Raw genomic sequence first — 21,978 nt, forward strand, 5'->3', positions numbered from 1 at the left:
ACGGTGCCTATTCGGCGGCCGCCCTCCGTTCCTCTCTGACCTGCGCCAGGTGTGCTTCGAGCCGCGCCGTCTCCTCCCGAGAAAAGCGCAGGCCGAGCTTGGTGCGGCGCCACAGGATGTCGTCCGCCGTGCGCGCCCATTCGTTGCGTACGAGCCAGCCGACCTCGGCCTCGCTGAGGCCATGCCCGAGATCGTGACCGAGATCGCCGGACGCGGCAATGCGGCTGGCGTCGGTGCCGTAGGCGCGCACCAGCCGGCGGACGGTCCGCGCGTCCAGATCCGGCAGGCGGCGGCTCAACTCGGCCTCGATCCGATCTGTGCCGTCGACCGGGTAGTCGCCACCGGGCAACGGCTGCGTGCCGGTCCAGCCCTTGCCCTTCGCGCCGATCGCACGGCCGATCTGCTCGAGCACCTCCTCCGCCAGCACGCGATAGGTGGTGATCTTGCCGCCGAAGCAGTTCAGGAGGCCCGGCTCGCCGGGGCCGCCCTCGACTTTCAGAACGTAGTCGCGCGTCGCCTCCTGCGCCTTCGAGGCGCCGTCGTCATAGAGCGGCCGCACGCCGGAATAGGTCCAGGCGATGTCCGCCCGCGTCACCGGGCGCGCAAAGTAGTCGCTCGCCGAGGCGAGGAGGTAGTCGACCTCCGCCTCGCTGATCGCCGCCGCGCCCGGGTCGCCCTCATAGTCGCGATCGGTGGTGCCGACGAGGGTGAAGTCGTCCTCGTAGGGAATGGCGAAGATGATCCGCCCGTCGGCGTTCTGGAAGATGTAGGCGCGGTCGTGGTCGAAAAGCTTTCGGGTGACGATGTGCGAGCCCTGCACGAGTCGGATGTGGTGCGCCTCGTTGCGGCCGAGCGCGCCGCGCAGGATGGCGTCCACCCAGGGGCCGCCGGTGTTGACGAGAAAGCGCGCCGAGGCCTGAAGGGTGGCGCCGCTCGCCCGGTCGATCAGCTTGAGCCGCCAGCGATCGCCTTCGCGCCGCGCTTCCACGAGCTCGGTCCGCACCAGGATGTCGGCACCGCGCGCCGCCGCGTCCCGGGCGTTGAGGACGACGAGACGCGCATCGTCGACACGTGCGTCGGAGTATTCGAAGCCCTTGCGGAACTCCGGCTTCAGCGGCGCGCCCAGCGGGCCGCCGAGGTCCACCGACTGCGTTGCCGGCAGCCGCTTGCGCCCGCCGATGTGGTCGTAGAGGAACAGGCCGAGCCGCAGCAGCCAGGCCGGCCGCAGGCCCTTGTGATGCGGCAGCACGAAGCGCAGAGGGCGGATGATGTGCGGCGCGATCGCCCACAGCACCTCGCGCTCCATCAGCGCATGCCGCACCAGGCTGAACTCGTAGTGCTCAAGATAGCGCAGGCCGCCGTGGATCAGCTTGGTCGACCAGGACGAGGTGCCCGACGCGAGATCGTTCATCTCGGCGAGGCCGACGCTGTAGCCGCGTCCGGCCGCGTCGCGCGCAACGCCGCAGCCATTGATGCCGCCGCCGATGACGAAGATGTCGTAGTCGCGCATCGAACGTCTCGGCCCCTTTCGCATCGCAGCATTTCTTCGCAAGTTGCGAATGAAGCGAATGCTAACGTGAAAGAGAAACGAAGATCAAACGAAATCTACCGCGTGCGGAGCGAAAGCGGACAGGACCCCGCCGCCGCCAGCGAACCGTGCATGCGAGCCTCTCCCCAGGGTTCGACGACGGCGCAACACCGTACGATCAGGCTTCACCGTCGTCCGACCCATCGCCGCCGGTTTCGATCAGGGCGAGCTCGTGCCGGGCGCAGACGGCCCGTATCGCAGCCGGAGCCCGATCGGTGACGAAGCTGTGGACCTGCGAGAGGTGGCCGATCCGCACCGGTGCGGTCCGGTCGAACTTCGAGCCGTCGGCGGCGAGGATCACGTGGCGGGCGTTCGACATGATGGCCTGGGCAACGCGCACCTCGCGGTAGTCGTAGTCGAGGAGCGATCCGTCGGCGTCGATCGCCGACACGCCGATGACGGCATAATCGACCTTGAACTGGCGGATGAAGTCGACGGCTGCCTCGCCGACGATGCCGCCGTCCGCACGGCGCACGACGCCGCCTGCGATGACGATCTCGACATTGGGGTAGGGCCGCATCAGCGAGGCGACATTGATGTTGTTTGTGATCACCATCAGGCCCGACTTGCGCAGGAGCGCCTGCGCGACCGCCTCGGTCGTCGTCCCGATGTTGATGAAGAGCGAGGCGTTGTCGGGGATCAGGTCGGCCACTGCCCGGCCGATGATCGCCTTCTCCTGCGCAGCGATCGCCCGGCGGGCGTCGTAGTCGACGTTCTCGACACCGGAGGAGAGGATGGCGCCGCCATGGATGCGCGCCAGCAGGCGCGCGTCACACAGGCCATTGAGGTCCTTGCGGATCGTCTGGAGCGAGACCTGGAACTGCCCGGCGAGATCCTCGACCACGACCTTGCCGCTGCGCTTGGCCAGTTCGAGGATCTGGGTCTGGCGTTCCGAAAGCATCGTCACTCTCCCTGGGCGCGAACCATGCCCAAGGCGAAAGCGAATCGCAAATGCCGCCACGCGCGTGACGCCGTCCGGCCGGAAGGCCCCAGCGCCTCGTCAAAGCCTGGAGCGCCAGCTCAGCTCTCGTGGATCGGCTCGGCGCAGAACTTGCCGCCCTGGTACACCGCGTCGACGGCATCCTTGTCCGGCACGGACATCGCGGCGTCGATCTTCGCCCTGAAGGCTTCGGAGGAGTCCTTCGGCTGCCAGCCGAGGAAGGCGGCCGAAGAGTTGTCCCACCAGGTCGCCTGGTTGTTCGACACGCCCCAGACGATCGGCCGGCCGATGCGCGGGGCGCGGAACACGCACTCGACCAGCGAGACGAAGTCGTCCGGGCTCAGCCAGGTGGCGAGCATCCGGTGGTCGCGCGGCTCGGGGAAACACGAGCCGATCCGCACCAGGGCCGTCTCCTGTCCGAACTTGTCGAAGTAGAGGCTGGACATCGCCTCGCCGAAGCACTTCGAGACGCCGTAGAGGCTGTCCGGCCGGTGCGGATCGTCCACCTGCAGGCGGACGTCCTGCGTGTAGAAGCCGATCGTGTGGTTGGAGCTGGCGAAGAGGATGCGCGGCTGGCCCGCCGCGCGGGCGGCCTCATAGAGGTTGTAGACGCCGACGAGATTGGCCTCGCAGATCTCGTCGAAGGTCCGCTCCACCGAGACACCGCCGAGATGCAGGATGCCGTCGCAGCCGGCGACGAGGTCCCGGACGGCCTGCCGGTCGCCGAGGTTGCACTGGATCACCTCCTCGCCCTCGCCCGGCGCCTCCATCGGGGCGACGTCGGAGAGGCGGAGCGTCCTGGCGAGATGCTTCAGGCGCGAGCGGGCGAGACGTCCGAGACCGCCGGCGGCGCCGGTGATGAGGAGGCGTTCGAGCATCGGAGCGTTCCTATTGCTGGAAGAAGCCCGGCAGCGTCAGCGACAGGGCCGGGATGTAGGTGGTGAGCATCAGGGCGACGAAGATGGCAAGGTAGAACGGCCAGATCGTCTGCACCGCGCGCTCGAGCTTCACCCCGCCGATGGCGCAGCCGACGAAGAGGCAGGCGCCGACCGGCGGCGTCGTCAGGCCGAGGCCGAGATTCATCATCATGACGATCCCGAACTGCACCGGGTCCATGCCCGCCTCGCGCACCACCGGCAGGAAGATCGGGGTGCAGATCAGGATCAGCGCCGCCATGTCCATGATCATGCCGAGGACGAGCAGGATGACGTTCAGCATGAACAGGATGACGATCGGGTTCTCGGAGATCGCCTGCAAGGAGCCTGCCAGCGCCTCGGGCACCCGGTAGAGGGCGAGGAGATAGGCGAAGCCGAGGGCCGTCGCGACGAGGATCATGACGAGCGCGGTGGTGCGGACGGAGTCCAGCACCGCGCGTTTGAAGCCGGTCCAGGTCAGCTCGCGATAGACGAGGGCGGTGACCAGCACCGCATAGATCGCGCCGAACGCCCCGGACTCGGTCACCGTCATGATGCCGGACAGGACGCCGCCGACGATGATGACGGCGGTGAAGAGGCCGGGCAGGGCGACGAGGAAGCTGAGGCCCAGCGCCCGCCAGCCCGGGAATGGCTCGCCGCCATAGCCGCGCCGGACCCCGACAACATAGGCCGCCACCGCCAGGCACAGGCACATCAGGACGCCCGGGATGACGCCGGCGATGAACAGCTGCGTCACCGAGACGCCGCCGGCCGCCACCGAGTAGAGGATCATGTTGTGGCTCGGCGGGATCACCACGCCGGCGACCGACGAGGTGACGGTGACGTTCACCGCATAGTCGCCGTCATAGCCCTTCTCCTTCATCACCGGGATGAGGATCGAGCCGAGCGCCGATGTGTCGGCGACCGCCGAGCCGGAGATGCCGCCGAACAGCATCGAGGCCGCGACGTTGACGAGGCCAAGACCGCCGCGCACCGAGCCGACGGCGGCCGCCGCGAGCCGCACGAGGCGCACCGCGATGCCGCCCTGCATCATCAGCTCGCCGGCGAAGATGAAGAAGGGGATCGCCAGCAGCGACAGCACCGAGACGCCCGACACCATGCGCTGGAAGGCGACGAAGGTCGGAATGCCCTCGTAGATGAAGCCACAGAGGGTCGCCATGCCGAGCGCGAAGGCCACGGGCACGCCGATCAGGAGCGCCAGGAAGAAGACGCCGAACAGAAGCAGGAGACCCATCAGACGCGCCTTGCGGAGAGGTCGGCGGCGCGGGTGAGGAGGCCGACGAGCGAGAACAGGACGATCAGCGCGCCGCAGATCGCGAGCGGCGCCGAGCGCCAGCCCTCCGAGACGCCGAGCATCGGGACGATGCGTCGGCCGGTCGCCGTCACGAGGGTGACGCCGTACCAGGCCATGAAGGCGCCGAACACGCCGAGCAGCAGCTCGGCGGCGATGGTCATCACCTCGCGCGGCCGCTCGGGCAGCGCATCGCGCAGGAAGCCGATGGACAGGTGCGTGTTGCGCCAAACGCCGACGGCGGCGCCCAGGAAGGTGATCCAGACGATCAGCATCAGCGACATCTGCTCGACCCAGGTGGGCGTGTTGTTGAGGACGTAGCGGCCGAACACCAGCCAGCCGAAGATCGCGATCAGGATCACCATCATGATGCCGGTGACGAACATGCAGAGCGAGGAGAGGAGCTCGGCGCCCGTCACCAGGAGGGCCAGCCAGCGCGGGCGCAGCGGCGCGGCCGGCGCAGCGGTAACGGAGTGGGGCGACAGGGGCATCGGGATGAGGTCCATACGACGCGCGGCGCCCGGTGGCGCCGCGGGGCCTGCCGGACAAGGCCCGGCAGGGTCTCAGGGAAAAAGCTCCTGCCGCGGGCGGGACAGCCCGCCCGCAGCAGGAGGAAGCTTACTGGGCCTTGGTCGAGCGGATGTCGTCGACCAGCGACTTCAGGTCCGGATTGGCCTTCAGGAAGTCGTCATAGACCGGCTTCATCTTGTCCTGGAACGGACCCTTGTCGGCGATCTCGTTGATCTTCACGCCGGCCGCCTCGACCTTCTTGCGGCTCTCCTCTTCCTGCTTGGCCCACAGCTCGCGCTGTTCGTTGGCCGCGTCGATCGCCGCCTGCCGCACGATCGTCTGGTCCTCCGGGGAGAGCGCGTCCCAGCTCGTCTTGGAGATGCAGACGCACTCCGGCAGGATCAGGTGCTCGGTCAGCGAGAAGTACTTCGCCACTTCGTAGTGGTTCGAGCTGTCGAAGGACGGGAAGTTGTTTTCTGCTCCGTCGAGAACGCCGGTCTTCAGCGACTGGAACACCTCGCCATAGGCCATCGGCGTGGCGTTGCCGCCCATGTTGTCGACCATGTCGACATAGAGCTGGTTGTTCATGACGCGCATCTTCAGCCCGTCGAGATCGGCCGGCTTCTCGATCGGCCGCTTGGTGTCGTAGAAGCTGCGCGCGCCGGAATCGAACCAGGCGAGCGAGACGATGCCCTGTTCGGACATGTCGTCGGAAAACCGCTTGCCGATCGGCCCGTCCATCACGGCATGCATCTGGTCGACGCTGGAGAACAGGAAGGGCAGCGACAGGACGTTGATCGAGGGGACGAACTCGCCCATCGGACCGAGGTTGAAGTTGGCGAAGTCGAGCGCGCCGTTGCGCAGCTGGTCGATCGCGTCCGGCTGGTCGCCGAGGACGGCGTTGTTGTAGACCTGGGCGCTGAGCCGTCCGTCCGTCTTGGCGGTCAGGGCCTTGGCGAAGTCCTCCAGCGCCACCGTGTTCGGGTAGCCGTCCGGATGGATGTTCCAGCCGCGCCAGCTGGCGGCGTTGGCGCCGGCGGTGGCCGCGAGGGCGGCCGCTCCGGCGAGAAGCGTGGTGCGCAGAAGAGCTTTGATGGTCACGGTCGTCGTCCTCCCAGACAGTTCCGAAACTTGTCATATGTGTTTGGTTGATCCATGATGCATCTATCATACAAGCTGTCAAGAACGATCGGCTTGTGATGCGAGTGGCGCTGGGTGCGGCGCGCCGTCGCTCTCGGGCGGCGCGATGAACGGGCGGCGTGGAGGGCGAGGCGTGGACGTGACGCAGGACAAGCGAACGGGTCGGGCGCGGGCCGGCATCGAGCGTCGCGTCAATCTCGTGCAGCAGGTCGCCGGCGCGCTGCGGCGCTCGATCCTGTCGGGCGCGGCGCCGGTGGGCTCGCGCCTGCCGAGCGAGGCCTCGCTGACCGGCGAATACGGCGTCAGCCGCACGGTGGTGCGCGAGGCGGTCGCCTCGCTGCGCGCCGACGGTCTCGTCGAGGCCCGCCAGGGCTCCGGCGTCTACGTCCTCGCCAAGGAGCCCGCGGCGATCCAGCCCTTCACCTCGGTCGATCCGACCCGCATCTCCTCGGTCATCGAACTGCTCGAGCTGCGGGCTGCGGTCGAGATCGAGGCCGCCGGGCTCGCCAGCCAGCGGCGCTCGCCGGCGCAGGAGGAGGCGGTGATCGAGGGCTGCGAGGCGATCGAGCGGCTGATCGAGACGGGCGAGGCGACCACCGACGCCGACTTCGCGCTGCATCTCACCATCGCCGACGCCACCAACAACCTGCGCTTCCGCGAATTCCTGGAGATGCTCGGCACCCGGCTGATTCCGCGGCGCGCCCTGCAGGACGGCCATCGCGAGACGACCCCGCCGGACTACCTGCAGCAGATCCAGAACGAGCACAGGATGATCGCCGAGGCGATCTCGACCCGCGACGAGACGGCGGCGCGTGACGCGATGCGCCAACATCTCAAGGGCAGCCAGTCACGCTACCGCCGTCTGCTGCGACAGCTCTAGCGCACGCACCGCGCTGCCTCCCACGTCGGCCGGCTTGCGGCGCCGTCGGCGTCGTCTGCCTGCCCCGGGCTTGACCGGCGTCATGCAAAGTCATCATACAACTATTTGACAAGCCGAAGTCGGTTTCTATGATGCGGCGACCCTATCCATCCTGAAGAGGAACGTTCCGATGGACCCCCAAGGCCTGAAGGCTGCGCTCGGCGCCGGTCTCCTGTCGTTTCCGGTCACCGCCTTCGACGCCGCCGGCGCCTTCGCCGAGGCGCCCTACCGGTCTCACATCGAGTGGCTCTCCGGGTTCGGCGCGTCGGCGCTGTTCGCCGCCGGCGGCACCGGCGAGTTCTTCTCGCTCGCCCCGTCAGAGGTGCCGTCCATCGTCAAGGCGGCGAAGGACGCCGCCGGCGACACCCCGATCGTCTCGGGCTGCGGCTACGGCACGGCGATGGCGGTCGATCTCGCCAAGGCGGTGGAAGCCGCCGGCGCCGACGGCATCCTCCTCCTGCCGCATTACCTGATCGACGCGCCGCAGGCCGGCCTCTTCGCCCACGTGAAGGCGGTCTGCGACGCGGTGAAGATCGGCGTCATGGTCTACAACCGCGACAACGCCATCCTCCAGGCCGACACCCTGATGCGGCTGTGCGAGGCCTGCCCGAACCTCGTCGGCTTCAAGGACGGCTCGGGGGAGATCGGTCTCGTGCGCCAGATCACCGCCACCGCCGGCGACCGGCTGACCTATCTCGGCGGCATGCCGACGGCCGAACTCTTCGCCGAGGCCTATCTCGGCGCCGGCTTCTCGACCTACTCCTCGGCGGTCTTCAATTTCGTGCCGGCCCTGGCGCAGGACTTCTACAAGGCGCTCCGCGGCGGCGACCGGGCCCGCTGCGAGGCGATCCTGAAGGGCTTCTTCTATCCCTTCATGGCGATCCGCAACCGGCAGAAGGGCTATGCGGTTTCGGCGATCAAGGCGGGCGTCCGACAGGTCGGCTTCGAGGCCGGCAAAGTGCGCCCGCCGCTGACCGACCTGACGGCGGAGGAGGAGGGCATGCTCGCCGATCTGATCGAGCGCGCCAAGACCCTATGAAGATTTCCGCAGTCCATACGCACGTCCTCGACGTGCCGCTGGCGCAGGCCTTCGAGAGCGCCTCGATGCGCTTCGACCGGCGCCAGCACGTCCTCGTCGAGATCGTCTGCGACGACGGCACCACGGGATGGGGCGAATGCCTCGGCCCGGCGCTGCCGAATGCGGCCGTCGTCAAGGCCTATGCCGGCCGGCTGGTCGGCCGCGATCCGCTGGAGACCGAGAAGCTCTGGCAGGAGCTGTACAACCTCTTCCGCGACCAGGGCCAGCGTGGCCTCGCCGTCACCGCACTGTCGGGCATCGACGTCGCGCTGTGGGACATCAAGGGCAAGCGATTCGGCGTGCCCGTCTCGGTGCTCCTCGGCGGCCGCTTCCGGGAGAGCGTGAAGGCCTATGCCACCGGCTCGTTCCGCAAGGACGGCGTGGACCGCGTCGCCGACAACGCGCAGGAGTGCGCCGGACATGTCGCCGCCGGCTTCCATGCGGTGAAGATCAAGATCGGCTTCGACCCGGCGAACGACCTGAAGGTGATCGCCGCGGTGCGCGAGGCGATCGGGCCGCAGACGCGTCTGATGATCGATGCCAATCACGGCTATGACGTCGTCGAGGCGGTAAAGGTCGGCAAGGCGGCCGCGGCATTCGACATCGACTGGTTCGAGGAGCCCGTCATCCCCGAGCAGCTCGGCGCTTATCGCGCGGTGCGCGAGGGGCAGCCGATCCCGGTCGCAGCCGGCGAGACCTGGCACGGCCGCTTCGGCTTCAAGGAGCCGATCGAGACGCGCGCCATCGACATCGCGCAGCCCGACCTCTGCGGCACCGGCGGCTTCACCGAGATGAAGCGGGTGGCCGACCTCGCCGCGCTGCATGGCGTGCGCGTGGTGCCGCATGTCTGGGGAACGGCGGTGCAGATCGCCGCCAGCCTGCAGTTCATCGCCGCCCTGCCGCCCGATCCGCCCCGGCGCGAGCCGATCGAGCCGATCCTCGAATTCGACCGCACCCACAACCCGTTCCGCCAGGCGATCGTGACGAAGCCGATCGAGCACGACCACGGCACCGTCGTCATTCCTGATGCGCCGGGCCTCGGCATCGAGATCGACCGCGATGCCCTCGACGATTTCCGGCTGAAGGAGCCCGCCTGATGATCATCCGCACGCTGACGGGCGACAAGCCGAAGATCGCGCTGCCGAAGGGCGCTGTTGACACGCAGATGCACATGTATCTGCCGGGTTTCCCGGCGGTCGAGCCCGGCCCGCCGCTGCCTGAGGGGCTGCCGGGGCCGGCTGAATACCGCCAGGTGATGGACTGGCTCGGCATCGACCGCGTGGTGATCACGCAGGGTAACGCGCATCAGGCGGACAACGCCAATCTCGTCGCCTGCCTCGAGGTCATGGGCGAGGTCGCGCGCGGCGTGGCGGTGATCGGACCGGACACGGCGGAGGCCGAGCTGCAGCGGCTTCACGCGGCCGGCGTGCGCGGCGCGCGGATCATGGACCTGCCGGGCGGCGCGTTCGGCCTCGACGCGCTGGAGGCCGTGGACGCCAAGGCGGCGGCGATGGGCTGGGTCACGGCCGTGCAGTTCGACGGCGCCAAGCTTCCCGAGATCGAGGGCCGTCTCGCGGCGCTCGAGGGTCGCTGGATCCTCGACCACCATGCGAAATTCCTGTCGCGGCCGGCCGGTGATGTCGACGTCGCGGCGATCAAGCGTTTGATCGACAGGGGCAACTGCTGGTTCAAGTTCGCCGGCTGCTACGAGTCGTCGAAGAGCGGCGGCCCCGACTATGCCGACGTCGCCGCGGTCGCGAAGGCCATCGCGGCTCATGCGCCCGAGCGCGTGATCTGGGGCACCAACTGGCCGCACAACCTGGCGCGCACCACCGAGGACTATCCGGACGACCTCGCGCTGACCGACACCGTCCTCGGCTGGATGGGTGGCGAAGCGAACAGGCAGGCGATCCTGGTCGACAACCCGCAGACGCTGTTCGACTTTGCGGCTGCCTGATCCTGCCGGTGAGGCGTCGCCACAGCTTTTTGAGCGCAGGTGCGCCGCTTCCGTGTTGCTGGCGGCCCGCGACGCGCGACGGCGCCGCCGGCACAACTGACGCGCACGAGGCGGGGCGCGAACTCGTGCCGCTGGCGTCGTCACCCGATCGACAGACGGCTCGGCGTTTCTCTGGTCGCACAAGCGGCATCGCGGGACGGTCGACGGCGCAGAAATCGCGACAATTATCTGGACCGCCGAGTATAACCACGAAGTACAATCATAACAATCAGTGCCTCCTACATTTAGCCACAACCTGATTGCGGTCGTGCAATGTAAGCGTGTTGTTAAAATTCCTGGCTCAACTCTATGCATATCTGCATTGTAGTCGGAGTAGCAGGGATGTCGTTCGTAAACGCCAAAATTCAGCGGAAGCTCTTGATCGCTTTCGCCGCAATCCTGGTGTCGGTCGGTGCCATGTCCGCCTTGGTCTGGTGGGATCTTCAGGCGATCCAGACGGCGAATGCGTGGGACATCCACACCATGAAGGTGATCGACGCCGAGGCGGCTGCTGAAAAGGCGATGATCGACCAGGAAACAGGTCTGCGCGGCTACATCATCAGTGGCGAAAAGAGCTTCCTCGAGCCTTATGAGCGAGGCGCCGTGGAATTCACCGCGGCGGTCGACAGGATGGCGGATCTTACCCGCGACAACCCCGAGCAGCAGGCTCGCATCGCGGAGTTGCGCAAGCGGCGCGACGAATGGGTCGAGCAGGTCGCCAAACCCGAGATCGCGCTGGCGTCCACACCGGGGATGCTGCAGGCCGCGCAGGACATGGAATGCACCGGCGTGGGCAAGGACATCATGGACGGGATCCGTGAGCTCGTCGAGGAGATCTCGGGCGCGGAACGTGCGCTGCTCGCGACGCGCAGCCAGGCGCTCGCGTCCGCGTTCACCCATGGCTATGTCGTGATCGCGCTCGGGTGCTTCGTTGCCGTCTCGACCGCCATCGGCTTCGGGGTCGTGCTCACCCGGATGGTTGCTCAGCCGCTTGGTGCGATGACGCGGGTGATGAAGACGCTCGCCGGCGGCGATACGACGGTCGAAGTGGTGGGCGTCGGTCGTGGCGACGAGCTTGGCGACATGGCCGAGGCGGTCGAGGTCTTCCGTCTCGCCGCGATCGAGAAGGCGAAGACCGAGGCGCAGATCGAGGCCGAGCGCGCGGCGGCCGAAGCGCAGCGGCGCGAAGCCGAAGCCGCGGCGACCGCGGCCGCGCGCGACAGCTTCGTCGCGGCCATCCGGCCGAGCTTCGAGCGGTTGGCGACGGGCGACCTCACGGCGCGCCTCGATCCGCAGCGCAATGCCGACTATGCCGAGGTCTGCACGCTGTTCAACACGTCGGTGACGTCGCTCGAGGACACCTTCGGTGCCGTGTTGACCTCGATCGGGGCGATCCGAGCGGGCCTCGAGGAGATCAATACGGCCTCCAACGATCTCGCCCAGCGCACCGAGCAGCAGGCGGCCAACCTCGAGGAAACCGTCGCGGCTCTCGGCCAGGTGACGAGCGGCGTTGCCCGCACGGCCGAAGGCGCAGGCAAGGCCCGGGGAACGGCGCAGGCGGCCCGCGGCAATGCCGAGAAGGGCGGCGAGATCGTCGCCAAGGCGGTGTCGGCGATGAGTGCGATCGAACGCTCCTCCGAAGAGATCGGCAAGATCATCGGCGTCATCGACGAGATCGCCTTCCAGACGAACTTGCTGGCGCTGAACGCGGGTGTGGAAGCCGCGCGCGCCGGCGAGGCGGGCAAGGGCTTCGCGGTCGTCGCGCAGGAGGTGCGTGGTCTCGCGCAGCGCTCGGCCGAGGCCGCCAAGGAGATCAAGGACCTGATCTCGACCTCGGCCGGACATGTCGAGGACGGCGTGGAACTCGTCACCGCCACCGGCCGGTCGCTGGAGGAAATCCTCGCCCGCGTGACTGAAATGTCGGCCGTCGTGTCGGAGATCGCCAGCAGCGCCGGCGAGCAGTCGGGCTCGCTGCGCGAGGTGTCGGCGGCGGCCGACCAGATGGACAAGGTCACGCAGCAGAATGCGGCGATGGTGGAGGAAGCGACCGCCGCCACCCGGACGCTTGCGGACGAGACGGAAACACTCGGTCGCCTGATCTCCGGCTTCAAGACCCGGCACAGCAACGGCAACACGCGGATGCGCGCCGCGGCCTGAGCCGCGGCTTCGATCGCTCCGCCCGGCACCCCCGGGCGGAGCTCATTTCAAGAGCGTCAGGCAGTATACGAGGGTCGAAACGCAGCCCGCTCCTGCGCACAGGGGGCGAGCGGTGAGCCCGAAGTTGCACATCGAGCCGCCGCTCGTCTGGGCACGTTGCAGGCAAGCAACGCCGGGGCAATAGGCACGCCCGACGCGAGGCATTGGCAAGCCAGACCTACGTGTGCCTTACTTTTGCGCAGCGGCTCTTCTTGTGCCGCAGAGACCGGCCGCATAACCTCGACACGTCCTTCCGGGGTCGGTGATTGCCGCCCCGGCCGCCGGTGACGGGTTGCGAGTGCAGGGTTCAGCGTCGAGATGGTCAGACCGTATCGCGGTGCGGAGTCCCGGCTTGGGGCCTCTGCCGATCCGCACCCCACAGAGCGCTGACGCAAGATGATCCCGGCAGGCTCTCAGGCGGGGTCGATGGGTGATGGCGCGCCTTTGCCGGGCGAGCCGACGGCGGGGCTCGGGAACGCGGCCGACCGGGAGTCCCTGCTCAGCGTGACGTCGCTGTCGGTCCGCTTCGGGCGAGGGACCGGCCCGGTGGTGGATGGTCTCGACTTCGCTCTCGCGCCCGGCGAAACGCTGGCGATCGTTGGCGAATCCGGCTCCGGCAAGTCCGTCACCTCGCACGCGATCATGCGCCTGACCGATTATGCGCCCGGCGCGGACGTCACCGGCGCGATCGAGTTCCGGCGGCCGGACGGCAGTCTCCAGGATATGCTCAGGGCCGCGCCGGACACGATCCGGGCGATCCGCGGCAACGAGATCGCGATGATCTTCCAGGAGCCGATGACCTCGCTGAACCCCGTCTTCAGCGTCGGCAACCAGATCGCCGAAGCCGTCATGCTGCATCAGGGGCTCGATCATGCTTCGGCCCTGCGCCAGGCCGAGGCGATGCTGGATCAGGTGCGCATCCCCGATGCCGTCCACGTCCTCGATCGCTACCCGCATCAGCTGTCCGGCGGCATGCGGCAACGGGTGATGATCGCGATGGCGCTCTCCTGCCGGCCGCGGCTGCTGATCGCCGACGAGCCGACGACCGCGCTCGACGTGACGATCCAGGCGCAGATCCTGTCGATCATCCGCGAGCAGCAGCGCGAGCTGGGCATGGCGGTGATCTTCATCACCCACGACATGGGCGTCGTCGCCGAGATCGCCGACCGCGTCCTCGTGATGCGCGCCGGGGCGAAGGTGGAGGAGGCGCCGGTTCGTCAGCTGTTCCGGGCGCCCGCGCACCCCTACACGAAGCTGCTGCTCAACGCGGTTCCGCATCTCGGCACGCCGGGCAACGCGCTGGCCGGCGCGTTCGCGGATCGGAAGGCGGCGCCCCCGCTGTGCCAGGTCGATGGCCTGACGGCGCGCTTCGACGTCCGGCACGACCGGCTCGGGCGGGTCACGCACCGCGTCCATGCGGTCGAAGAGGTGAGCTTCGAGATCCAGCCGGGTGAAACCTTGGCGCTGGTCGGCGAATCCGGCTCGGGCAAGACCACCATCGGCCGGATGATCCAGCAGCTGACGGTGCCGACCGGCGGCAAGATCCGCTTCCGCGGCAAGGACGTCGCCGAGCTGCGCGGACCGGCGCAGCGGGCACATCTGCAGAAGGTGCAGTACGTCTTCCAGGATCCCTACGCCTCGCTCGATCCGAAGCGCACCGTCGGCGACTCGATCGCCGAGCCGATCCGCACGCATCGGCTTTTGAACGGGCGGCGGGCGATCGAAACGCGCGTTGCCGAGCTGCTGCAGCGGGTCGGTCTCGAGCCGGGGCAGGCCAAGCGCTATCCGCACGAGTTCTCCGGCGGCCAGCGCCAGCGCATCTGCATCGCCCGGGCGCTCGCCTCGGAACCGGAGCTGATCATCGCCGACGAGGCGGTCTCGGCGCTCGACGTATCCATCCGCGCGCAGGTGCTCGACCTCTTCATGCAGCTTCAGGCCGAGCGCGGACTCGCCTACCTCTTCATCACCCACGACATGGCCGTGGTCGAACGGATCAGTCACCGCGTCGCCGTGCTCTATCTCGGCCAGCTCGTCGAGATCGGACCGGCGGCGGCCGTGCTGGGCAACCCGCAGCATTCCTATACGCGCCGGCTGCTCTCGGCGGTTCCGGTGCCCGATCCCGACCGGGTGCCCGACCGCAGCGGCCTCACCGGCGAGATCCGCAGCCCCGTGCGACCCGTCGGCGAGACGCCGCCGATCGCCCGCTTCCGCCGGGAAGGTCCCGGCCACCTCGTCGCGACCGAGGACGGCGCGGCGATCGTCCGCGCGGCGTGAGCATAGAGATCAAGACCCCGAGCCAGGAGACAGAACTGAAATGGCGACGCCAACTTTGAGACACCTGACGATGGCCCTCGCGCTTGGTGGCGCGCTCCTGGCGCCGGGGCTGGCACAGGCGGCCGGCACGCTCACCGTCGCGCTCGCCAGCGACGCCGAGAGCTGGGACCCGATCGACACCTTCATCCTCGACTGGGGCCGGGTCGGCAGCAACATCTATGACGGGCTGATCCAGCGCACGCCCGACCTCAAGCTGCAGCCGGGCCTGGCGCTCAGCTGGGAAATGCTGGACGACAACACCCGCATTCGCTTCAAGCTGCGCCCGAACGTCACGTTCCACGACGGCGAGCCCTTCAACGCCGACGCGGTGAAGTACAGCTTCGACCGGCTGCTCGGCGAGGAGGGCGGCAAGGGCCCGCAGCAGGCCAACTACACCGCCATCAAGTCGGTCGAGGTGATCGACGACATGACGGTCGATTTTCATCTCGGCTCGCCCGACCCGGTGCTCCTGACCAAGCTCGCCGGCTACGGCGCGATGATCGTGCCGCCGAAATACGTCGAGGAGCACGGCGAGGAGTATTTCAACGCCCATCCCTGCGGCACCGGCCCGTTCAAGTTCGTCGAGTACACCCCGAAGGTCAGCCTGACGCTGGAGGCGAACCCGGACTACTGGGACGGCGCCCCGAAGGTCGACAAGCTCGTCTACCGCTTCATTGCGGAGGCGGCGACGCAGGTGGCCGAGCTGCAGTCGGGCGGCATCGACATCGCGACGCTGGTGCCGATCAGCCTTCTCGACACCATCAAGGCGGACTCCAATCTGACCGTGGAGAGCATCACCGGCCCGAACGCCGTGGCGCTGCGCTTCAACACCAAGGACGGCATCACCAAGGACCCGAAGGTCCGCAAGGCGCTGATCGAGGCGGTCGACCGCGAGGCGATCATCGAGCAGATCCTGCAGGGCAACGGCAAGCCGATCGCGAGCTTCCAGAGCTCGCTTTCCTTCGGCAACGATCCCGACCTGAAGCCGATCCCCTATGATCCCGATGCCGCGCAGGCCGCGCTGACGGAAGCGGGCGTCGCGCCTGGGAGCAAGGTCGAGCTCGACTTCGTCGGCTCAGACGCGACCTTCCGCGAGGTGGCACAGACCGTCGCGGCCTTCCTGCAGGGCATCGGTCTCGACCCGCAGCTCAAGTCCTACGAGACCAACGTCTTGTTCAAGGACGTCATCCCCAACGGCAAGACCGGCGATCTCTTCCAGATGACCTGGGGCGGCTGGACCTTCGACTACGACAACACCGCCTACCTCCTCTACCACAGCGGCCAGTACTGGAACCCGTACGACAAGGACCAGACGCTGGACGACATGCTGGAGAAGCAGCGCAACACCTACGATCAGGATGCGCGCCAGACGATCCTGCGGCAGATCGCCGACTATGTCGCCGACCAGGCGATCGAAATGCCGCTCTACAACCTCAACACCATCTACGCGATGAACAAGCGGGTGCACGACCTGCCGCCGACGCCCGACATCCGCTTCCGCTTCAACGGCGTCACGCTCGACTGAGCGACATCCAGAGACGCGGCGCGCCGGTCGATGGGCGCGCCGTCCCCGCCCTCTTCCGGACGCTTCGATGACCGGTTTTCTCCTCAGGCGAATCGGCCTTGCCGTCTTCGTCATCCTGGCGGTCACCGTGCTGGTCGCCTATTCGGTGCGGCTGTCGGGCGACCCGACGGCCATGCTGCTGACCGGCTCGGGCAACATCACCCAGGCCGACATCGACCGGATCCGCGCGGCCCTCGGCGTCGACCGACCGTTCGTCGCCCAGTATCTCGACTTTCTCGGCGGCGTGCTGCACGGCGACCTCGGCCTGACCTTCTTCGGCAAGACCTCGGTCAATGCCCTCATCGCGCAGGCGCTGCCGGCGACGCTGCTGCTCGCCTTCCTCTCGCTCGGCCTGTCGCTTCTCATCTCCATTCCGCTCGGCATCCATGCCGCCGTCCACCGCGGCTCCTGGTCGGACCAGACCGTGCGGCTGCTGTCGCTGGTCGGCCTGTCCTTTCCGAACTTCTGGCTGGCCATGATGTTCGTGCTGATCTTCGCCATCACCCTTCACTGGCTTCCGACGAGCGGCTTCTTCGGCGCGTCCAGCCTGGTGATGCCGGCGGCGACGCTGGGGCTCATCCTGTGCGCGATCAACGTGCGCCTCGTGCGCGGCGCGATGCTCGAGACGCTGTCGACGCAGTACATCCTCGTCGCGCGCAGCAAGGGCCTCGCCGAGCGGCTGGTGCTCTACAAGCACGCCCTGCGCAACTGCCTGATCCCGATCCTCACCTATGTCGGCCTGCAGTTCGGCGACCTCATCGGCGGCGTCGTCATCGTCGAGAAGGTGTTCAACTGGCCGGGCATGGGGAGCCTTGCCTTCGACGCGATCTCGGCCCGCGACTACCCCGTGATCCAGGGCGTGGTGCTGGTGCTCGCCACGCTGATCGTCCTCGTCAACCTTGCCGTCGACATCGCCTACGGCCTCGTCGACCCGAGGGTGCGCCTGCGATGAGCCTTGCTCTTCCCGTCCGCGGCCGGCGCCGGAGCGCCGGCATCCGCAACTTCGAACTGATCGCCGGCGGCATCCTGACGACGGCGATGGTCGCTCTCGCGCTCGTCGCGCCGACGCTGTTTCCGAACGTCAACAAGATGGACCTGCGGGCCCGCCTGCTGCCGCCCTTCACCGATCTCGCGCACTGGCTCGGCACCGATCCGCTCGGGCACGACGTCTTTGCGCGCATCGCCACGGGCGGCCGCATCTCGCTCGTCGTCGGCGTGGTCTCGGTGCTCGGTGCCGTCAGCGTCGGGACGCTGGCCGGACTCGTCGCCGGCTACTATCGCGGCATCGCCGACACGATCCTGATGCGGATCGCCGACATCCAGCTGGCGCTGCCCTTCATGCTGATGGCGATCACCTTCATCGCCATTCTCGGCCCGGGGCTGCCGATCCTGATCACCCTGATGATCGTGGCGCAGTGGGTGCAGTATGCGCGTCTCGTGCGCGGCATCACGCTCACCCTGCGTGACCGCGAGTTCGTGCAGGCCGCCCGGGCGATCGGCGTCGCCGCGCCGGTGATCATCTGGAAGCACGTGCTGCCCAATGCGGCCGGCCCGATCATCGTCTTGATGACGCTCAACGTCGCCAACAACATCCTCCTCGAGAGCAGCCTGACCTTCGTCGGCCTCGGGGTGGATCCGACGGTGCCGAGCTGGGGCGGCATGCTCGCCGACGGGCGCACCTACGTGCAGACCGCCTGGTGGGTCACCGTCTTTCCCGGGCTCGCCATCATGTTCACCGTGCTCGGCCTGAACCTTCTCGGCGACTGGCTGCGCGACCGCCTCGATCCGACGAGTTCAAGATGACGACGCTCCTGACTGAGACCTTCCAGCGCACCCTCGACGGCCTTGCCGATCTCCTGCCGGCTGCGGCGCCCGGTGCGAGCTTCGAAGCGTGGCTCTTCGAGGATGCCGGGGCGCGCCGGGCCGGCGAGGCGGCGCTGGCGGCCCGCGGCATCACCGTGCGGATCCGCAGTGCCTACAAGCCGCTGCTGTGCGCCTTCCGCGAGGAGGTGGATGCGGACGCGCTTGTCGGCGCGCGCATCCGCTACCCGCGGCATCCGAACGCCCACCCCGAGCGCTTCCTGCTCGAAGCCTACCCGCTCAAGCTGCTCTTCGCCGACGCGGAGATCGTGATGGAGCCGGGCGCGGAGGGGCTCGACTACGAGGTCGAGCTCCGCTTCGCCGATGGTCGGACGGAGGAGCGGCGCGTCTTCGCACCCAATCGCCTGCACCCCGGCACGCTCGGGGAGGACGTCCTGTCCTCCTGCGGCTGGCTGCGCGTCGCAGGCGAGGCCGGCGCGGCGATCGCGACGGACTACGAGGACGTCTTTGCGACTGCGGTCGGGGCCGTCCGCTCGGCCGATCCCTTCGAGCGCCTGACGCTGCGGGCGGACATCGCCGCCGCCGACGAGCCGCTCGGTTGGGGCGACGAGGTGCTGAGCCTGCGCGAGGCGCTGCACGAGGACCTCTACTTTGCCGCGCGCGAGGTGCGCGACGCTTCGACCGGCGCTGCGAGCGGCCGGCTCGCGGCCCGGCCGGGCCAGATCATCCCCGACATCCGCGGCAGCGACGGACCGGCCCGGCTCGAGATCGCGACGGGCATCCATGCCGCGGAGGCGGGAGCCGAGACCGAGGGCCCTGCTGTGACGCTCGCGAGCGCGGACCGCCCACTGACGATCGCGCAGGTGCGCGCCGAGCTCGACGCGCTGCCGGGCGGACGGCGCTTCACCGCCGCGTCGCGGCAGGGCCGCGTCTCGCAGGGCTACTACAAGGAGGGATCCGGGGCGCCCGTGCTGATCACGGCCGCCCAGCACGCCAACGAGACGAGCGGCGTCGTCGGCGCGCTGAGGGCGGCGCAGGTGCTGGCCGCCGACCCGGCGGCGCATTTCGCTCTCGTCCCGGTGGAGAACATCGACGGCTACGAGCTGCACCAGCGCCTGATCCGTCACAATCCGCGGCACATGCATCATGCCGCACGCTACACCGCCTGCGGCAACGACATGTCGCATCGGCTGGAGGAGCCCGACGACGAGCGCCGCGCCCGGCTGGAGGGCCTCGCCCTCAGCGGCGCCGAACTGCACGTCAACCTGCACGGCTATCCGGCCCACGAGTGGACGCGGCCGCTGTCCGGCTACCTGCCGCAGGGCTTCGAGATGTGGACCATCCCGAAGGGCTTCTTCCTGATCGGCAGCCATCAGCCGGGCTGGGAAGCGACCGCCCGAACCCTCGTCGAGCGCCTGACCGAGCGGTTGGCGGAGAATTCGGCACTGGTCGCCCACAACGCCCGCCAGCTCGACGCCGTTCGCGCCCACACGGCAGGCATCACCTTCGAGGTGATGAACGGCATTCCGTTCTTCATCAACGAAACCACCAACTACGGGACACCGGTCAGCCTGATCACCGAGGCACCGGACGAGACGGTCTATGGCGACGACTTCGTCCTGCAGCAGACGGCGCAGATGCAGGCCGTGCTCGGCGCCGTGGCGATCTGGCAGGAGCTGAAAACCGGCATCGGCTGAGCCGGCGGCGACGGCCCGTTCTGGAACAACTGCGCAGTCCCGCCATTACGCCGGGCAAGGGACAAGCAGGAGTTCGATCCAATGACCATTCGTACCACGCTGCTCGCCGGCGCGGCGGCGCTTTGCGCCTTTGCCGCAGCCCCGGCGCTGGCGCAGACCGCGGTTTCCGCCACCACCGACCTCAACGTGCGCGCCGGTCCGGACCCGCAGTTCGAGGTCGTGACCGTCATCCCGGGCGGCGATGCCGCCATGTTGAACGGCTGCAACGACACCGGATCCTGGTGCCAGGTGGACTACAACGGAGTCACCGGCTGGGCCTACAGCGACTACCTGTCGGAGGACGTCGGCGGCCAGACCGTAATCGTGACCCAGCGCCGCGACGTGCCGGTCGTCACCTATGAGCAGACCTACGAGCGCCGGCCGACCGTCGGCCGCTTCGTTGCCGGCCCGCAGGTCGAGCGCATCGCGCCACCGCCGCAGCAGCGCATCCAGTACATCGAGTCGAACCCGGTCGATCCGGTCTATCTCGAAGGCGAGGCCGTGGTGGGCGCCCAGTTGCCCGAGGCCGTGCCGCTGCGTCCGATCCCCGACTACGACTACGACTACGTCTACGTGAACGGCCAGCCGATGCTGGTCGACCCCCGCACGCGTCAGGTCGTCTACGTCGTTCGCTGAACAGGATGACGGCGGGTGGCCTGGAGCGGCGACCCGCCCTTCCACGAAGGAGTTCATCAGTATGAGTGCAGTGGATCCGAACGAGCCGCGTGAGCGGACGGTGATCGTCAACAATGACCGCTCGGCGCCTGCGGCCGCAGGCGGCTCGGGCTTCCTCCTCGCAGGCATCCTCCTCGTCGTGGTGGTGATCGGTGCGATCTACCTCTTCGGCGGCGGACTGTTCGGCGGCGGCAGCGGCGACATCAACGTCAAGTTGCCCGACGTGAACGTCCAGGCGCCCGGCAAGTAAGCCGGAGCCATAAGGGGCAGGGAAGGCGCGCGAACCACGGTTCGGGCGCCTTTTTCGTGCGGTGGCACGAAATCGATCCTGCCGCGTTTAGCCGCCGACCATTCGAGGGCCTGATCATGCAGTGGCGCGGACGCAGACAGTCGAGCAACATCGAAGATCGCCGCGGCGGCGGCTTCGGCGGCGGCCTCGGTGGAGGCGGGATGGGAATTCCGATCCGCGGCGGCGGGTTCGGCGGGATCGGCCTGATCATCTTCGCCCTGATCCTCTGGCTCGGCTTCGGCATCAACCCGCTCGCCCTTCTCGGCATGGAGGATGGCGGCGGCAGCTACCAGACCAGCCAGAACAGCGGGCCAGGCGTGCAGGGCACGCAGGACGAGACCGACGACTTCGTCGCGACCGTTCTTGCCGACACCGAGGACGTCTGGACGAAGCGCTTCCAGTCGATGGGGCGGGACTATCCCCTGCCGACGCTCGTCCTCTTCGACAACCAGGTGCGCTCGGCCTGCGGCACCGCGCAGTCGGCGATGGGTCCGTTCTACTGCCCGAACGACCAGAAGCTCTACATCGACCTCGGCTTCTTCCGGCAGCTGCAGGGCCAGCTGAACTCGCCGGGCGACTTCGCCCAGGCCTATGTCGTCGCGCACGAAGTGGGGCACCACGTCCAGAACGTGCTCGGTACCCTGCAGCGCAAGCAGGGCGGCGCCGACCAGGCGGGCGCCAACGCGACCTCCGTCCGCATCGAGCTGCAGGCCGACTGCTATGCCGGCATCTTCGCTCATGACGACGCCAATGCCGGCTATCTGGAGGACGGCGACATCGAGGAGGCGCTGAACGCGGCCAACCAGATCGGCGACGACACGCTGCAGAAGCGCAGCCAGGGCGTCGTCGTGCCCGACAGCTTCACCCACGGCACCTCGGCGCAGCGCGTGAAGTGGTTCCGCACGGGCTACCTGAGCGGCGACATGAACGCCTGCGATACCTTCAAGGGCGGGATCTGACAGCGGCTTCGCCGGAGGCCCGACGCGC

General features: G+C 68.2%; 19 protein-coding genes. 13 read left to right on the plus strand and 6 right to left on the minus strand.

The window, feature by feature from the left end:
- Positions 1-7: 7 nt before the first annotated feature.
- From glpD to NPA30_RS00605, 6 genes are all read right to left on the minus strand, one after another.
- Positions 8-1,510, minus strand: a complete 1,503-nt coding sequence (glpD, locus tag NPA30_RS00580; RefSeq protein WP_256800381.1) for a glycerol-3-phosphate dehydrogenase — start codon at positions 1,508-1,510, stop codon at positions 8-10.
- A 196-nt stretch (positions 1,511-1,706) separates the two neighbouring features.
- Positions 1,707-2,489, minus strand: coding sequence for a DeoR/GlpR family DNA-binding transcription regulator (locus NPA30_RS00585; RefSeq protein WP_256800382.1), 783 nt, complete (start codon positions 2,487-2,489; stop codon positions 1,707-1,709).
- Positions 2,490-2,608: 119 nt separating this feature from the next.
- On the minus strand, positions 2,609-3,406 hold the full coding sequence (locus tag NPA30_RS00590; protein WP_256800383.1) for an NAD-dependent epimerase/dehydratase family protein: 798 nt from the start codon (positions 3,404-3,406) through the stop codon (positions 2,609-2,611).
- 10 nt (positions 3,407-3,416) lie between these two features.
- A complete protein-coding gene (locus NPA30_RS00595) occupies positions 3,417-4,697 on the minus strand; it encodes a TRAP transporter large permease (protein WP_256800384.1) in 1,281 nt (426 codons plus the stop codon).
- Complete coding sequence (locus tag NPA30_RS00600) at positions 4,697-5,245, minus strand: TRAP transporter small permease (RefSeq protein WP_256800385.1); 549 nt, start codon at positions 5,243-5,245, stop codon at positions 4,697-4,699. The genes NPA30_RS00595 and NPA30_RS00600 overlap by 1 nt, the downstream gene beginning before the upstream one ends.
- Positions 5,246-5,372: 127 nt before the next feature.
- A complete protein-coding gene (locus NPA30_RS00605; protein ID WP_256800386.1) occupies positions 5,373-6,365 on the minus strand; it encodes a TRAP transporter substrate-binding protein in 993 nt (330 codons plus the stop codon).
- Positions 6,366-6,537: 172 nt separating this feature from the next.
- On the opposite strand from NPA30_RS00605, the gene NPA30_RS00610 reads away from it, so the two are divergent.
- The 13 genes from NPA30_RS00610 (at position 6,538) to ypfJ (ending at position 21,950) form a co-directional block, all read left to right on the plus strand.
- Positions 6,538-7,284: a FadR/GntR family transcriptional regulator gene (locus tag NPA30_RS00610; protein ID WP_372338718.1), complete on the plus strand. Its 747-nt coding sequence runs from the start codon at positions 6,538-6,540 to the stop codon at positions 7,282-7,284.
- A 169-nt stretch (positions 7,285-7,453) separates the two neighbouring features.
- Entirely contained in the window at positions 7,454-8,362 is a 909-nt protein-coding gene (gene kdgD, locus NPA30_RS00615) for a 5-dehydro-4-deoxyglucarate dehydratase (protein ID WP_256800387.1), read from the plus strand.
- Entirely contained in the window at positions 8,359-9,498 is a 1,140-nt protein-coding gene (locus tag NPA30_RS00620; RefSeq protein ID WP_256800388.1) for a mandelate racemase/muconate lactonizing enzyme family protein, read from the plus strand. Before kdgD ends, NPA30_RS00620 begins: the two co-directional genes overlap by 4 nt.
- The gene (locus NPA30_RS00625; RefSeq protein ID WP_256800389.1) at positions 9,498-10,358 is read left to right on the plus strand and encodes an amidohydrolase family protein; all 861 of its coding nucleotides are present in this window, start codon (positions 9,498-9,500) and stop codon (positions 10,356-10,358) included. The genes NPA30_RS00620 and NPA30_RS00625 overlap by 1 nt, the downstream gene beginning before the upstream one ends.
- 417 nt (positions 10,359-10,775) lie before the next feature.
- Positions 10,776-12,554, plus strand: coding sequence for a methyl-accepting chemotaxis protein (locus NPA30_RS00630; RefSeq protein WP_256800390.1), 1,779 nt, complete (start codon positions 10,776-10,778; stop codon positions 12,552-12,554).
- Between the two features lie 465 nt (positions 12,555-13,019).
- Entirely contained in the window at positions 13,020-14,867 is a 1,848-nt protein-coding gene (locus NPA30_RS00635) for an ABC transporter ATP-binding protein (protein WP_256800391.1), read from the plus strand.
- Positions 14,868-14,937: 70 nt separating this feature from the next.
- A complete protein-coding gene (locus NPA30_RS00640; protein ID WP_256800392.1) occupies positions 14,938-16,431 on the plus strand; it encodes an ABC transporter substrate-binding protein in 1,494 nt (497 codons plus the stop codon).
- Between the two features lie 67 nt (positions 16,432-16,498).
- Positions 16,499-17,422 (plus strand): ABC transporter permease, encoded by a 924-nt coding sequence (locus tag NPA30_RS00645; RefSeq protein ID WP_256800393.1) that lies wholly within the window; start codon positions 16,499-16,501, stop codon positions 17,420-17,422.
- On the plus strand, positions 17,419-18,273 hold the full coding sequence (locus NPA30_RS00650; RefSeq protein WP_256800394.1) for an ABC transporter permease: 855 nt from the start codon (positions 17,419-17,421) through the stop codon (positions 18,271-18,273). Before NPA30_RS00645 ends, NPA30_RS00650 begins: the two co-directional genes overlap by 4 nt.
- Complete coding sequence (locus NPA30_RS00655) at positions 18,270-19,988, plus strand: M14 family metallopeptidase (protein WP_256800395.1); 1,719 nt, start codon at positions 18,270-18,272, stop codon at positions 19,986-19,988. The genes NPA30_RS00650 and NPA30_RS00655 overlap by 4 nt, the downstream gene beginning before the upstream one ends.
- Before the next feature lie 81 nt (positions 19,989-20,069).
- On the plus strand, positions 20,070-20,663 hold the full coding sequence (locus NPA30_RS00660; RefSeq protein WP_256800396.1) for a DUF1236 domain-containing protein: 594 nt from the start codon (positions 20,070-20,072) through the stop codon (positions 20,661-20,663).
- 61 nt (positions 20,664-20,724) lie between these two features.
- On the plus strand, positions 20,725-20,952 hold the full coding sequence (locus NPA30_RS00665) for a hypothetical protein (RefSeq protein ID WP_256800397.1): 228 nt from the start codon (positions 20,725-20,727) through the stop codon (positions 20,950-20,952).
- Positions 20,953-21,068: 116 nt separating this feature from the next.
- Positions 21,069-21,950, plus strand: a complete 882-nt coding sequence (ypfJ, locus tag NPA30_RS00670) for a KPN_02809 family neutral zinc metallopeptidase (RefSeq protein WP_256800398.1) — start codon at positions 21,069-21,071, stop codon at positions 21,948-21,950.
- Positions 21,951-21,978: the final 28 nt, after the last annotated feature.

Source organism: Mangrovibrevibacter kandeliae, from assembly GCF_024519155.1.
GTDB classification, from domain to species: Bacteria; Pseudomonadota; Alphaproteobacteria; order Rhizobiales; family Rhizobiaceae; genus Mangrovibrevibacter; species Mangrovibrevibacter kandeliae.

What these genes read in the sequence shown, in the direction of transcription:
- NPA30_RS00655 (WP_256800395.1), top strand. Translation starts at nt 18,270, where the DNA reads ATGACGACGCTCCTGACTGAGACCTTCCAGCGCACCCTCGACGGCCTT.
- NPA30_RS00635 (WP_256800391.1), top strand. Translation starts at nt 13,020, where the DNA reads ATGGGTGATGGCGCGCCTTTGCCGGGCGAGCCGACGGCGGGGCTCGGG.
- NPA30_RS00665 (WP_256800397.1), top strand. Translation starts at nt 20,725, where the DNA reads ATGAGTGCAGTGGATCCGAACGAGCCGCGTGAGCGGACGGTGATCGTC.
- glpD (WP_256800381.1), bottom strand. Translation starts at nt 1,510, where the DNA reads ATGCGCGACTACGACATCTTCGTCATCGGCGGCGGCATCAATGGCTGC.
- kdgD (WP_256800387.1), top strand. Translation starts at nt 7,454, where the DNA reads ATGGACCCCCAAGGCCTGAAGGCTGCGCTCGGCGCCGGTCTCCTGTCG.
- NPA30_RS00645 (WP_256800393.1), top strand. Translation starts at nt 16,499, where the DNA reads ATGACCGGTTTTCTCCTCAGGCGAATCGGCCTTGCCGTCTTCGTCATC.
- NPA30_RS00625 (WP_256800389.1), top strand. Translation starts at nt 9,498, where the DNA reads ATGATCATCCGCACGCTGACGGGCGACAAGCCGAAGATCGCGCTGCCG.
- NPA30_RS00595 (WP_256800384.1), bottom strand. Translation starts at nt 4,697, where the DNA reads ATGGGTCTCCTGCTTCTGTTCGGCGTCTTCTTCCTGGCGCTCCTGATC.
- NPA30_RS00585 (WP_256800382.1), bottom strand. Translation starts at nt 2,489, where the DNA reads ATGCTTTCGGAACGCCAGACCCAGATCCTCGAACTGGCCAAGCGCAGC.
- ypfJ (WP_256800398.1), top strand. Translation starts at nt 21,069, where the DNA reads ATGCAGTGGCGCGGACGCAGACAGTCGAGCAACATCGAAGATCGCCGC.
- NPA30_RS00640 (WP_256800392.1), top strand. Translation starts at nt 14,938, where the DNA reads ATGGCCCTCGCGCTTGGTGGCGCGCTCCTGGCGCCGGGGCTGGCACAG.
- NPA30_RS00650 (WP_256800394.1), top strand. Translation starts at nt 17,419, where the DNA reads ATGAGCCTTGCTCTTCCCGTCCGCGGCCGGCGCCGGAGCGCCGGCATC.
- NPA30_RS00660 (WP_256800396.1), top strand. Translation starts at nt 20,070, where the DNA reads ATGACCATTCGTACCACGCTGCTCGCCGGCGCGGCGGCGCTTTGCGCC.
- NPA30_RS00590 (WP_256800383.1), bottom strand. Translation starts at nt 3,406, where the DNA reads ATGCTCGAACGCCTCCTCATCACCGGCGCCGCCGGCGGTCTCGGACGT.
- NPA30_RS00600 (WP_256800385.1), bottom strand. Translation starts at nt 5,245, where the DNA reads ATGCCCCTGTCGCCCCACTCCGTTACCGCTGCGCCGGCCGCGCCGCTG.
- NPA30_RS00620 (WP_256800388.1), top strand. Translation starts at nt 8,359, where the DNA reads ATGAAGATTTCCGCAGTCCATACGCACGTCCTCGACGTGCCGCTGGCG.